The sequence below is a fragment of the Pseudodesulfovibrio pelocollis genome (assembly GCF_030282845.1).
GTDB lineage: Bacteria > Desulfobacterota > Desulfovibrionia > Desulfovibrionales > Desulfovibrionaceae > Pseudodesulfovibrio > Pseudodesulfovibrio pelocollis.
Map to the genome: position 1 here is coordinate 41,263 of NZ_JASTWE010000007.1, position 12,835 is coordinate 54,097.

The 12,835-nt window shown below is 54.0% G+C and carries 12 protein-coding genes; all 12 read right to left on the reverse strand.

Annotated features, from left to right (window positions below; genetic code table 11):
• Positions 1-9: 9 nt before the first annotated feature.
• The 12 genes from rfbF to QQS14_RS04240 all read right to left on the reverse strand — a co-directional run bounded on the left by rfbF (position 10) and on the right by QQS14_RS04240 (position 12,559).
• On the reverse strand, positions 10-789 hold the full coding sequence (gene rfbF, locus QQS14_RS04185; RefSeq protein WP_285905650.1) for a glucose-1-phosphate cytidylyltransferase: 780 nt from the start codon (positions 787-789) through the stop codon (positions 10-12).
• Positions 790-802: 13 nt separating this feature from the next.
• Positions 803-1,543 carry a cephalosporin hydroxylase family protein gene (locus QQS14_RS04190; RefSeq protein ID WP_285905651.1) on the reverse strand — a complete coding sequence of 247 codons (741 nt, stop codon included), beginning with the start codon at positions 1,541-1,543 and terminating at the stop codon, positions 803-805.
• A complete protein-coding gene (locus QQS14_RS04195) occupies positions 1,540-2,439 on the reverse strand; it encodes a class I SAM-dependent methyltransferase (protein WP_285905652.1) in 900 nt (299 codons plus the stop codon). Before QQS14_RS04195 ends, QQS14_RS04190 begins: the two co-directional genes overlap by 4 nt.
• A gap of 181 nt (positions 2,440-2,620) precedes the next feature.
• Complete coding sequence (locus tag QQS14_RS04200) at positions 2,621-3,472, reverse strand: NAD-dependent epimerase/dehydratase family protein (protein WP_285905653.1); 852 nt, start codon at positions 3,470-3,472, stop codon at positions 2,621-2,623.
• An 8-nt stretch (positions 3,473-3,480) separates the two neighbouring features.
• The gene (locus QQS14_RS04205; RefSeq protein WP_285905654.1) at positions 3,481-4,392 is read right to left on the reverse strand and encodes a glycosyltransferase family 2 protein; all 912 of its coding nucleotides are present in this window, start codon (positions 4,390-4,392) and stop codon (positions 3,481-3,483) included.
• On the reverse strand, positions 4,389-5,348 hold the full coding sequence (locus QQS14_RS04210) for a dihydrodipicolinate synthase family protein (RefSeq protein ID WP_285905655.1): 960 nt from the start codon (positions 5,346-5,348) through the stop codon (positions 4,389-4,391). Before QQS14_RS04210 ends, QQS14_RS04205 begins: the two co-directional genes overlap by 4 nt.
• Complete coding sequence (locus tag QQS14_RS04215) at positions 5,349-6,059, reverse strand: acylneuraminate cytidylyltransferase family protein (protein WP_285905656.1); 711 nt, start codon at positions 6,057-6,059, stop codon at positions 5,349-5,351.
• 1 nt (position 6,060) lies between these two features.
• Positions 6,061-7,968 carry a transketolase C-terminal domain-containing protein gene (locus QQS14_RS04220; RefSeq protein ID WP_285905657.1) on the reverse strand — a complete coding sequence of 636 codons (1,908 nt, stop codon included), beginning with the start codon at positions 7,966-7,968 and terminating at the stop codon, positions 6,061-6,063.
• Positions 7,965-9,044: an N-acetylneuraminate synthase family protein gene (locus tag QQS14_RS04225; protein ID WP_285905658.1), complete on the reverse strand. Its 1,080-nt coding sequence runs from the start codon at positions 9,042-9,044 to the stop codon at positions 7,965-7,967. Before QQS14_RS04225 ends, QQS14_RS04220 begins: the two co-directional genes overlap by 4 nt.
• Positions 9,045-9,063: 19 nt before the next feature.
• Positions 9,064-10,533 carry an aldehyde dehydrogenase family protein gene (locus QQS14_RS04230; protein WP_285905659.1) on the reverse strand — a complete coding sequence of 490 codons (1,470 nt, stop codon included), beginning with the start codon at positions 10,531-10,533 and terminating at the stop codon, positions 9,064-9,066.
• Positions 10,534-10,545: 12 nt separating this feature from the next.
• Entirely contained in the window at positions 10,546-11,364 is an 819-nt protein-coding gene (locus QQS14_RS04235; protein WP_285905660.1) for an SDR family oxidoreductase, read from the reverse strand.
• A gap of 59 nt (positions 11,365-11,423) precedes the next feature.
• Positions 11,424-12,559, reverse strand: a protein-coding gene (locus QQS14_RS04240) for an IS3 family transposase (protein WP_285905661.1) whose coding sequence is annotated in 2 segments (ribosomal slippage) — positions 11,424-12,304 and positions 12,304-12,559 — 1,137 coding nt in all. Because the reading frame shifts where the segments join, the coding sequence is not laid out codon by codon here.
• Positions 12,560-12,835: the final 276 nt, after the last annotated feature.

Here is a 12,835-nt window from a genome sequence, read left to right on the forward strand (position 1 = left end):
TTCACCCCGCTACCATATCTTCCACGCGGCTTCACCCTGATCCCAAAGCCGGTTCAGGTATTCGGTATCCCGCAACGTGTCCATGCAAGCCCAAAAACCATCGTGACGGCGAACCATCAACTGGCCAGCCCGAGCCAAATCTTCCAAGGGTCCGTATTCCAGATCGCAGTCGGCATCTGGCTTCAGGTAATCGAAAATTTTGCGATTAAAGATAAAGAAGCCACCGTTAATGAGGTTCTCTCCTGCGTTTTCCGGTTTTTCTCTGAACGAACGAACAGCTTCTCCCTCCACATCAAGCTCGCCGAACCTTTTTGCGGGATTGACTCCTGTCAGAGTAGCAATCTTTCCGTGAGATTTATGAAAATTGACAAGTGCATCCAAATTGACGTCGGCTACACCGTCTCCATAGGTGACCATAAAATGGTCTCCCTTTATATATTTCTCCACCCTTTTGAGGCGACCGCCTTTGAGCGTATTCAATCCTGTGTCGGCAAGCGTGATCCGCCACCCGGCCTCGCTGTGGCAATTATGCAGGCACAGCTTCTCCGGCTTGCCGAGCTCGAGAGTCACATCGTTATTCATCCACTCGTAATTCATGAAATAATCGCGGATCATATCGCCTTTGTAACCCAACGGCAAAACATACTCAGTGTGGCCGTATAAGGCATAAATCTTCATGATATGCCAAAGGATAGGCCTCTGACCGATGTTGACCATTGGTTTTGGCCTGAACTCCGTTTCCTCTCTCAGACGGGTACCGAGACCACCGCAAAGGATCACAACTTCCATCCAACCATCCTCTTTAATTTTTAATGCATTTTAAATAACCCCGAGGTGCCACCGAAAACACTAGTTTTGCATCTATTTCTGTATCAATCTCGAAGCGATCAGTGGAGTTTAGGAACTCGCCCACAGCCGTCATGGGGTTGTCTCCGGGTCCCCAAGGCCTGTTTGCTGAAGCCTCTGAAGGAAGGTATTCCACAATAGTGTCAAAAACAACAATGTAGGACCCCTTCCTTACCAAAGGAGAATAGAGTTCCATTTCCCGCAACACATGCTCGTGCGTATGGTTCGAATCTAAAACAACAAGAGGGTTCTCATACTCTTTGGCAATGCTGAAAACTTTATCCGCGATATCAGGAGCGATGGAGGATCCCTCAAGGAGCACAACGTCATGGAACACGGGATGACCCTCGATCTCTCGACGATTGTGCTCGCGTATGTCGATATCGATGGACACGGTCTTTCGTTTCCCGCCAAGCAATTTCATCATGGAAGCATGGAACAGGACAGTTCCTCCGTGGGCAACACCCGTCTCAATGATGATATCCGGCTTGACGCTCCAAATTAGTTCCTGCATGGCCATGACGTCCTGCGGGTACTGTATGATAGGCCGCCCCAACCATTCAAAATTGTATGAGTATCCCAATGCGATGGATCGCTCCATGAAAGCTTCTGCCGCCTCTTTCAGCTGGACATCGCCTCCTTGAGCTGCAATCCGTCGAATGCGCTCTTTCCTGAAACCGTCTATCGGACTACTCATATCCCCCCCACAGTCAGGAACAAGTTGGGGCACCCTGTACTCATTGCCATAATCTCTTCTGTGTAAATCTCATTCATGATGATGATATCCCCCCCCCCCAACCCGCGCAAAGCACTCGGAGGATGGATTTCATGCCCAGTTTTTGCGATAAACTTCCCTTGCTTCTTTGGATTTATGTCTATAATTCCTCTGATCGCTTCATTTTCCGGATCAATCAAATTTGCGAAAGCCACGCCTTTTGCCCCAGCTCCCCAGACCAAGCAGCCGGACCGTTCTCGCACGTAACTCCGAAGCCTACCTATCTCATGATGAAACACATTTCCCACTGCCTGTCCCCCTCCCCCCGGAACAATATCGTCATGCAAAGAGGCAAGATCAGCCACAACCCAGATGTATTGTTCGCCAAAACAATGCTCGATTTTCACTTTGCCGAACAGATCCTCAAAAACACGAGCCGTGAAGTAGCTGCAATGTTCATGGCTTATATCCCAAAAAGCTGTCTTTGATAGGGTCCAATCAAAGCACGGCACTTCGATCAAAATCTGTCCGCCGCCTCCATTGGCATCCCGAATACTCCTCAAAAAAGCCACAGGGTCAGGCATGTGCTCCAAGGTGTGCCGTAGGACGATCAACTGCCCTGGGACAATATCTAGGCCAGCCAAAAAATACCTCTGAATCACATCGGGGTCGCCAGCCTCATGAGCAGGGTCGTACCCTGTAACACCGAATCCAGCATCACGGAGCATGGACAAAAATACACCCTTCCCGCATCCAACCTCAATCACTCGCGACCCGGGTGCTATAATATCCTTGACCACAAGCAAGGTTTTTTGGAGGTGCAACTGGAAGGCAGGAGAATGCGCCTGCTCGTTCTGGTAGCTCTCATCGTATTCCATGGCCTCGTCGTTAAACTCATAGTTCCAGACAAAACCGCACCCATTACATTGTTTCAAAGTGACGGGAAAGCAAGGAGTGGCACGAGCCTCAACCTCAGTGGCAAAAACCTTGTTCTGAAAAGCTGGCACACCAAGATGCCTGAAGATCGTTGACGCTGACTCACTCTCACAAATCGGGCACTTAACCATGTCCCCCCCCCACAGTGGCAAGACGCGAAATATTTCCCCAAAAACGAAAGGGCTCCCAATCCAGGTAGGGATACACCCCAAGGTTAAGCCTAATATCGACGCCGCGTTCTTCAAGGTACTCCCTGACCAACCTCCACAACTCCACCTTGCGCCCGGAACACACATTCACAGTGCCTGAAAATTTTTCATCGCAGACCAAGTCCACCAAATATGCAGCCACGATTTCCACTGGCAAGTAGTCACGAATCTGCTCCCCACCGGACATGTCGAAACTCTCATCCTCGTTCTCAATGGCCTGTTGCAATTGCGCGAATAGCGATTTGGGATTTTGCCCTGGTCCGTACATATAGAAAAGACGCGCCCAACATAGGGTTGTGTCACGCTTTTTGACATACGCCTCCAGATCAATACGCAACCTGTTTTTTGCCTCAGCATACGGATTCTTCGGCTGTGGCTCTAAGGTTTCCGCCAATTCTCCCTCTACCATCCCGTACTCTAAGCAGGTGCCCGCCACAACGAGCCGTCGCAACCCATAGTCTATCAGCCTAAAAAGCAGCCGACGACTCAGCGGTAAACTTTGGGCAAGATGCGATTCGTCCATATAGCTAGACAAGTTGGGCCAAGCGAGGTGGATGCAATGAGTCGGTTTATGAATCCGCTCCCAAAGGTCATTCGGCAATCGATCCATGTCAAAATGCACTCGCTCCACGTCGCCATCCCACTCTGCGGTGTCAAGCTTGTCCCTGTCTCGTCCCGCAGCCACCACAGAAATGCCCCGCTCCAGAAGTGAGCTGACAACATGTCGCCCGATGAATCCTGTTGCCCCTGTCACGAAGACCCTCATAACCAGCCCTATAGACTATATAATTTGAAAATTGTGCGCTTCAATTTACCCAACTCTCCCCGTGCCGACATGTACAGCAGGGGCAGAAAAAAAGGTATGGCTCCAATGCGTCGCTGCCAAGTAACCTCCGGGATCCGCATAAGAGTTTTAAGCAAAGACATAGTCAACACTTGATACGATTGACTCATTTTTCGCTTTGTATATGGATCGTCCGGCTCCCTCTCGTGAAACGAGGTGGGTTGGACAACCTTGTAAAACAGGCATTCATCCACGTAGCGTAGCCCGGACGCGATGGCGGCAATGGCCGGAACCACTCTGTCTCCGCAATAAAAAATATCGGAGTTGGCCTTGAAAATGGACTTGAGCAAAGCGCGGCGGAAAAGTCCGCAAATAAAGAGATTAAGTTTCAGCGAAAGGACTTCCTGATGGATGGTAACAAGCCCTTTGGCCTGTTCCGCATAGGACATGGTATTAGGATCGTATGGCTCTTGATACCTTATCACGTCGTGAACCGTGCCGTCGGGACGCAACCGTTCGGTGGCGCTCATGACCAATCCGCACTCAGGGTAGGCCTCCAACTCCCCTACAAGACGCCCCATGGCAGAAGAGGCCCATCTGTCGTCGGCTGCGTGCCAGATGAAGAACTCGCCCCGCGACATCTCGAACACGGCCATGAAATTAGCCACTATCCCAATATTGTCGGCCTGACGCACCAAAGTAATGTTGTTATGACGCTCGGCATAATCAGAAACAATGTCAAAAGTGTTGTCTGTCGAGGCATTATCCGAGATCAACACCTCGATTTTCGGATAGTGCTGTGCAAGAATCGAATCCAACGTCGAGGCAATGGAGACAGCGCCGTTGTAGACAGGGACTCCTATACTGACCAGCCCCGGTATGCCCTTTTGCCGTTCGATCATCTTGTATCACCACCTAGAGCCGAAGGCTCGCCCGGCCACTCCCAAACATCACCCTCAACCAACCCAAGCTCTCGCAATCCCACACGAATTGCTTCACGTTCCTCGCTTGTGCTCTCACGGTAGTAGGAACTCACACGAGGATCGCACAGGCCACGCAGGGACATGACATACTTTTCATCCGCAGCCTGGATGAAGTTGTCCCTCTTGGTGCAGGAGGCAAAGACAGACAGGAACTTGTTAAGCTTGCGCTGAGCCTTCAGTGCCTCGTCCATATCGCCGGATTGAAACAGATCGTAAATCTGGATCATAGGTTCTGGCAACGCGCTCCCAAGGCTTGAGGTGTGTGCCTTGGAGCCCATGACCAAGGAGGCGAGATGCTGGCTGGCCACAGCGGTGACAACCTGGAATCCCGGCTCGGCCATGGCACACACCTTGCCCGCAAGCACGGCATTGGCGTTGCTGTACTTTATGCCCGCGATGTTGGGGTGCTTTTTGAGTTCGACAAGCAGGCCAATGTCGAGCTGTGCGCTCCAGTTCCCGCTGGTGTACATCCAGAGCGGTTTGGACGCCGCATCGGCCAGCGTCTCATAGAACCACTTGAGTCGGTCCTGGCTGAGAAGTGGGTGATACGGCATGACGTGATAGCCATCCACTTCCATGTCCGCAGTCTGCTCCATAAAACTCAGGGACTCATCCAATGCGTAGAAGCCTGCGCCGAGAATTAACGGCTTGCGTCCCGCATTGACCCGGCTGACGACCCGAGCCACTTCCAGGCGCTTATCAAAAGTGAGATTCATGTCCTCACTGCCTGTGCCAAGCACCCACATGCCACCTATGGGCTTGGAAACCACGAACTCCACAATCCGCTCGAGGGCGGGGACATCAATGCTTTCATCTTCGGCAAACGGGGTCAGCACCACAGGCACCACACCGTTGATCGCACGCGTCACAATCATTTATTTCACCGTAAAGCCGTTCTTTTTCAAATGTTTGACATAGGCTTCGGCCACCATGAAGTCCTCGGCCGTATCCACGTCCACGGAATGGAGCTGGTCCATGACCAGCGGAATCTGGCGGTCGGACACATGCTTGCGGGCGAATACGAAATAGTTACGCTTCATCCCGTACAATGCGGCGTTGTAAACATAAAAAGGTTCGCGCTCCCCGGCCTCGCTGCAATAGGTGACAAGCTCGCCGCCCCGGATTGCCTTGAGAATGGGGTCGCGCTTCTTGAACGGCCCTTTGACCGAAGCAATCGTATCCAGCTCCGATGCGGCGAGCAATCGGACGGCCTCATCCAGGTGGTTCGGATCACGCACTGGAGACGTGGGCTGCATGAGAAGGATGATGTCGTATTGCCATCCCCGTTCCTTCTCCATAAAATCCAAGGCGTGAAGCATGACATCGACATTGCGTACACTGTCTCCTGCAATTTCAGCGGGCCGGAGGAAGGGGGTTGGCGCACCGTATTCCTTTGCGACTTTCTGAATCTCCTTGTCTTCGGTGCTCACGAGGTAATCGGTGATCATGGCAGCCTGCTGGGCGGCGTGGATGGTGTAGGCCAGCATGGGATGCCCGGCCAGCATGCGAATATTCTTGCGGGGAAGGCGCTTGGACCCACCACGAGCAGGGATGACAGCCAATACGCGGGGGTTGGAGTTATTCATATCAAGCCCCTTTGACGAACTTTTTCACGGCCTGGGCAATGGATGCACCATCCAAGCGGTGATGCTCCAGAACTTCCTGCGGCTGGCCGCAAGCAGGAATCTCGTTCACACCCAAGAGATGAACCCCTTTTTCCAAGCTCATGCCCGACTGCATCAAGCTGGCGGCTATGCGCATGCCCTGGCCTCCGTCAACATAGTGATCGTCAATGGTCACGACGCACGCTGCGTCTTCCACCTGCTCCTTGAGCCATTGGCCGTCAATGGCGTTGAGCCACGGCATATTCAGAACCTTGGCGGAGATGCCGGCTTCGGCCAGCAGTTCTGCGGCCTTGCACGCCTGAGCAAGCATGATTGGGCCGTAGGCGGTCAGGACAACGCCTGTGCCGAAAACCAGTTCGCATCCCCGCCCACGAGTGAACACATACGTTTCAGGCAAGGCGTACGGAACGGAAGACGGCATGGACGCCATACGCAGATAGGTGCTGCCCACTGCTTCTCTGGCCGCATGATTCAAGGCCATTGGAACCTCGGCTTCGCAGGAGGGCGCCACCAGGTCAAGCCCCGGAACACCCGAAAGCGCGGCAATATCCCGAACACCTTGGTGGGAATGCCCTGGAGCAGCAGGGATGAGGCCGGCAAGCCAGCCTGTATAAATGACTCGACTCTTCTCGGTCGCGTTATTGTAAATATTCTCGTTTGGCCTGGTCGTCAGGAAGCAAGAAAAGGAGTGCACCACAGGCAACAGTCCCTTGAGCGCCATGGCACCAGCTCGCGACACCATGTCCTGCTCGGCGATTCCGCACTCGAAAAATCGCTCGGGAAACCTGTTGGCAAATGTTCCTAGTCCGCAATCGTATTTCAGGTCGGCGTCCAGGACGACCAGCTCTTCGATTTCGCCGCCGAGTTCGGCCAAGGCCTTCTCGTAGGCAGGGATGAGGCGCTGGATGTTTACGGGCGACACAACCGGCTTCTTGCCCGGTCCGGTGAGAAACTGCGGGGCCTCTGCTCCGGCTTCGGCAAACAGGGCTTCCACCCGTTCGCGCAATTCTCGGACGGCATGGTCGTAATCCTCCGGGGACAGTGCGCCACTATGATAGGCATATGGGGTGTCTTCCGAAGGAGCCACCTTGTGCACGAACTTCTCAACGCCGTTACCCTTGCGGGTCTCCGCGATGATGACCTGGGGCACTTCGCGCTCTTCGGCCACGACGGCGAACACGGACTCAAGGGCGGTGAGATCATGGCCATCCACGGACTCCACGCGCCAGCCGCATGCGCGAAAACGGTCCTCGATGTTGCCTTGCGGCGAAGTCAGGTCAACCCAGGTGTCGGACTGGATACGATTGCGATCTACAATAGCGGTTATTTCCCACATTCCATAATGCACGGCGGATGCGAGCGATTCCCATATCTGACCTTCCTGTAGCTCGCCATCGCCGAGCATGACGAAAACCCGCCGCCCGGTATGCCCTTGCAGGCGGTCAGCATGCACCATCCCTTTTGCCTTGGAAATGCCCATGCCCAACGAGCCGGTATTCGCGACAATGCCAGGAGTTCCCACATCGGGATGCCCCGGGAGAAGATCAAGACGACGCAAACCATGAATCAGATCGAAAGAAAGGAGGCCGCAGGCCATAAGCACCGAGTAAAGGCCCGGACAATCATGTCCCTTTGATGAGAAATACACATGCTCATTCCCATCGCCCAGGCTCAACTCATGCAGATATATCCACGTCGCCATATCAAGGCTGCTGAAGCTGGAGCCGATGTGCCCGCTCCCAGCGGTCTGGATCATGTAAAGAGTGTTTATGCGGCACATGTCGGCAAACAGTCGAGCCCGCCATGCACGTTGGCAGTCCATCTGCCGCACTCGGTCAAAGTCCTTCTTGGGAATGTATACAGGCTTCATTCCGTCTCCCCTAGGGACTGTGCGTCTTTCAGAATCTCATGGGAAATCAACTGATCTTCGACCAAATCCGCAGTCAGGATTTTTCCGATGAGTCCGGCGGCCTCATACGGAGGCAGCCCGTTTCCCGGGCACTTGAACGCGATGTCTGCCTGGGTGAGCGCCTCCCCGGCAGCCAGGTCCCGGGCAGCTACGATGGACTTGGACATCTTGTAGATGGGAGATTCTTCGGAACGAGTCGGGATCTTCACGCCATCGCCCAGCGCCAACTTGATCCTGCGCAGGTACTTCACGGCTTGGGAAAGACCGCGCGGTGTCAAGGAGAAGGAATGGTCCGTCCCCTTCCAAGCTCGGTTGAGGGTGAAGTGTTTTTCCACGATGCGCGCGCCGAGCATGTAGGCAGCCAGGCACATGGCGGTGCCGTTTTCGTGATCAGATAACCCTATGACCGTGTTGGGAAAATGCTCCCGGTAGGTCGTTATAACCTCCAAGTTCATTTCAGAGTAATTGAGCACGGGGTAAGCCGCCGTGCACTGAAGCAGGGAGATCTGGTCGTGATGGGCGGCAACTGTTTTATAGGCGCGGATCACGTCTTTCATGGTCCCACCACCGGTGGACACGAGCACAGGCTTGCCGGTCTTGGCTATCTTTTCGAGAAGAACGGTATTCCGAAGGTCGCCGGAGGCTACCTTGTAAAAGGGAATATCAAGCTCCTCCAGCACGTCCACGCTGTTCAGGTCAAACGCGGTTGAAAACATCGTGATCCCGATCTCGTTGCAGTACGCTTGGACCTCGGCCAGCTCCGGGATCCCGAGTTCCAGGAACTCCCTGTGCTCACCATATGTGGCGCCGTAACTGTTCTCATTGGCGTAGGGAGCTTCAAAAGCTTGACGCGTCAGGAAGCTTTTGTTGTCTCGTTTTTGGAATTTAACTGCACTCGCGCCACAATTTTTGGCTTCGAGAACCATCTGCTTGGCGATTTCAACATCGCCCTGATGGTTGTTACCGATTTCGGCGATGACATAGCAGTCGCTTTCGTCGTTTACCAGTGTTCCATTAAGATACAATTCTCTACTCATGCGCTCATTCCTTTGAATGTTATATTAATTCTGGAAGAGTTGCCGTGTAAACAGATTTCAAAGTCGAATATATATCCAGAGCCTCGGTTCCCGGTTCACGCGTCCCGTTTCCAGAAAGTTTCAGACCACCGAAGGGCATGTGCGGTTCGCTGCCATAGGTCCCTGCGTTGATCGTCACCACGCCAGTCCGTGCGCGCCGGGTAAATTCTGATGAGCGGTGGACGCTTTGCGTATGAATAGAGGCTGTCAGCCCGTAGGGTGAATCATTGACGAGCTTGATTGCCTCCTCAATATCCCGAGCCTTGTACAAGGCTGTAATGGGTCCGAAAACCTCGGTTGTGGACAACTCGTCGTCAGGGGCCACGCCCTCAAGTATCGTCGGAGCCATATAGCTGCCCTTCGCATGCCCCGGACCATCCAAGGGTCGGCCACCGGCCAAAAGGATGGCGCCTCTCTCAACGGCTCTGTTCACTGCGGCCGCCATATTGTCGAGTTGCCGTTTGTTGATGACCGGACCCAGGTCATCGTCATTGGTCGGCCCAACAGACAGTCTCTTTGCGGCCGCAACAAACCTGTCACGAAACTCATCGTACACGGAATCGAAGACAATGATGCGCGACGCCGCTGCGCATCGTTGGCCTGCGTTGGAAAAAGCCGAAAGAACTGCCCATTTGATGGCGTTGTCCATATCGGCGTCGTCGCAAACAACAAGGGCGTTCTTGCCCCCAAGCTCCAACGAAACCCGCCCAAGCCTGCGGGCCATGATTGCGGCGATCTGCTTCCCCACGACGGTTGAGCCCGTAAAACTCAATACGTCCACATCATGGTTTTCCACCAAAGGAACCCCAGCCTCTGTGCCGTATCCCTGAATTATATTGAGAACACCATCGGGGAATCCAACCTCTTTAGCAATTTTCCCGACGATCCAAGCGGTTGTGGGAGAATCCTCAGGTGCCTTCAATATGACCGTATTCCCACAAACCATAGCTGGAAAAATCTTCCAAGCCACATTGGCGATGGGTGTATTGGCAGAGACAATGAGCCCGGCGACCCCTATGGGCTCCCGCACCGTCATCGCGGTTTTATTGTCAACACCGCTTGTCGTGGTACGCCCATACATCCGCTGTCCTTCGCCAGCGTAAAACAACCCGAGGGCAATGGCCCCATCGGTCTCGCCCAAGGCATCGCGCGGGGCCTTGCCGGTCTCCGCTGCCACAATATCGGCGATAACCTCCCGTCGAGCCTTCATACCCAGGACAAGGTCGTAGAGCAGCTGTCCCCGGCGGACTGGATTGGTTCGGCTCCAGTGCGGCCATGCGGCTCGCGCAGCCTGCACGGCTTGATCCACATCATTTTCATTTGACCGGGCACAACGGCACAAGACCGTGCCATCATGGGGTGACAGGTTGTCAAAAACACTCCCGTCGCCAGATGGAATGTCAAACCCATCGATCCAGTTCCCTGCCAAACTCGGAAAATTGTTAGTCATATCAATACATCCTTACCAACATGTAAACCCGCCATCAACAACAAGCTCCACTCCAGTCACATAAGATGATGCTTCGGAGGCAAGAAAGAGGAGTGGCCCTTTGAGCTCGTGTGGATATGCCATTCTGCCCATAGGAACGCGATCCGAAAATTTTTTCTTGAATGTACTGTCTTGCCCACCCAAAACACCGCCAGGTGACAAGGTGTTGACTTGAATCCCATATGGGGCCCAATGTGTCGCAAGATAATTCGAAATATTGACCAAAGCAGCTTTGGAAGCCCCATACGCTGGAGGCTTTAAAAATGAAGGGGACATATCGATATGATCATACATCCTGGAATCAGGAGAAACAGTTCCATACATGGAACCAATATTAATGATTTTGCCCCTACCACTCTCAATCATGCTCTTCCCAAATACCTGAGCACACTGAAACGCACCCAGCGTATTTACGCCAAATACCTTTTCACAAACTTCGAAAGGAACACTGTCCATGGTATGCGATACCCCCAGTGCTCCTGGTGGCTGGTCTATGCCCGCGTTGTTCACCAGGATATCCGGGGGCCCAATCTGTCCTTTGCAATGCGCCAACGCATCTTCCAGTTCGGCCCTGGAACACACATCCGCCTTGAAACAAAGCAACTTGCCGGAATATTTAGATTGCAGCGTCTGCACAGGCTCAGAGACAACATCCACGTCTTGGTCGAGTCCCAACACATACGCTCCGGCCTCCAGAAGCGCCTCAGTCCAAACTCCCCCCAAACGCCCCATGACTCCAGTCACTACCGCAACTTTTCCGCTCAGACCAAACAACGACTCAAAAACACTCATTTGCTACGCTCACAAACGGTTACGACCTTCCAATAAGATCATGTCAAACACATGTGACCTTACCCCGCCGAGTATACCACCCGTAAGTTTGGGTTCTGGCTGGTCCGGTTTTCTTCATTCATGGTTCTTCCGTATTCCTCTGGGGCCAATCCGCCAAGTGCGCTGTGTGGTCGGGCTGTGTTGTAGTCCTGCCTCCACGCCTCGAGGATGTCCCTAGCCTCTGCGAGTGACTGGAACGCATGGGCGTTCAGGCACTCCTCACGGAATTTGCCGTTGAAGCTCTCCACATGCCCATTCTCCATCGGCCTGCCAGGCCGGATGAATTCCAACTGCACCCCCACGCTGGTCGCCCACTGATCCAGGGCCCTACCCGTGAACTCTGGCCCATTGTCAGAACGCAGATGCTTCGGGTATTCGCCGCGCTGGCGCAATTGCTCCAGCACCCGGACCACGCCCTCGCCCGGAATCGATGAGTCCGCTTCGAGCTTGGGGCAGCGGCGGTCCCACAGGTCAATGGTCGTCAGCACCTTGATTCTGCGGCCATTGTCCAGGCTGTCACTCACGAAGTCCATGGCCCACTGCTCATTTGGGCCTGTGGGCGCGGGTTGGACCACCCGCAGGTGGCTCTGGCGCTTGCGCTTTGGCCGCAAGCGCAACGACAGCGCCTCTTCCCTGTACAGCCGCTCAACCCGCTTGTGGTTCACCACCAGACCCTCGCGGCGCAGCAGCAGATAGAGTCGGGGGCATCCGAACCGCCTACGCTCCTCGGCCAGCTCACGTAATCGCATGCGAAGATCCTTGTCGCGATCTGGCGAAGGGACGCGCCGCAACGTCCTGCGATTGAGGTCGATCAATTGACAAGCCCGCCGCTCGGAGTAGCCGTACATCTCGATAATCTGGCGTGCGGCATAACGGCGAAGGGCGGGCTCAGTCATTTTCGGCCCAGCACCTCTTTGAGCACCTGTATATCAAGCGCCTGATCGGCTACAAGGCCCCTGAGGCGCCGATTCTCTTCCTCAAGCTGCCGCAACCGTCGGGCTTCAGATACTTCAAGGCCCGCGAATTTGCTGCGCCACTTGTAGAACGTCGTGTCCGTGATGCCGATCTGGCGGCACAGTTCTGCCACAGGACGTCCAGCCTCCGCCTGCTTTAAAAGCCCGATGATCTGCTCTTCCGTGAACCTGCTCTTTCTCATCTTCGTGGTCTCCTTTGCCGGAGTCACAAACTTATAGCTGGGATACCAAACGGGGGGAAGGTCACATGCCCCGTTGCCGCAAAACTATCCGGAGCCATGCCGATAACACTATTACTTATGCATCATAACAACGAACCGAGGCCATTCTGAGCCTTTGTTTTATCCCTCATCATCGAACTCTCATGAAGCATTGTCCTAACATTCGATTTTGCGTGCGCGGAAACCGTGAGCCGCCCCAAAAAATCTACCAACCCAGCACCAAAGTTTCCAACCAGC

Bases quoted from the DNA above. Each gene is read 5' to 3' on its own strand.
- QQS14_RS04220 (WP_285905657.1), bottom strand. From the start codon at position 7,968: ATGAAGCCTGTATACATTCCCAAGAAGGACTTTGACCGAGTGCGGCAG.
- QQS14_RS04215 (WP_285905656.1), bottom strand. From the start codon at position 6,059: ATGAATAACTCCAACCCCCGCGTATTGGCTGTCATCCCTGCTCGTGGT.
- QQS14_RS04230 (WP_285905659.1), bottom strand. From the start codon at position 10,533: ATGACTAACAATTTTCCGAGTTTGGCAGGGAACTGGATCGATGGGTTT.
- QQS14_RS04195 (WP_285905652.1), bottom strand. From the start codon at position 2,439: ATGGAATACGATGAGAGCTACCAGAACGAGCAGGCGCATTCTCCTGCC.
- QQS14_RS04210 (WP_285905655.1), bottom strand. From the start codon at position 5,348: ATGATTGTGACGCGTGCGATCAACGGTGTGGTGCCTGTGGTGCTGACC.
- QQS14_RS04205 (WP_285905654.1), bottom strand. From the start codon at position 4,392: ATGATCGAACGGCAAAAGGGCATACCGGGGCTGGTCAGTATAGGAGTC.
- QQS14_RS04200 (WP_285905653.1), bottom strand. From the start codon at position 3,472: ATGAGGGTCTTCGTGACAGGGGCAACAGGATTCATCGGGCGACATGTT.
- rfbF (WP_285905650.1), bottom strand. From the start codon at position 789: ATGGAAGTTGTGATCCTTTGCGGTGGTCTCGGTACCCGTCTGAGAGAG.
- QQS14_RS04190 (WP_285905651.1), bottom strand. From the start codon at position 1,543: ATGAGTAGTCCGATAGACGGTTTCAGGAAAGAGCGCATTCGACGGATT.
- QQS14_RS04225 (WP_285905658.1), bottom strand. From the start codon at position 9,044: ATGAGTAGAGAATTGTATCTTAATGGAACACTGGTAAACGACGAAAGC.
- QQS14_RS04235 (WP_285905660.1), bottom strand. From the start codon at position 11,364: ATGAGTGTTTTTGAGTCGTTGTTTGGTCTGAGCGGAAAAGTTGCGGTA.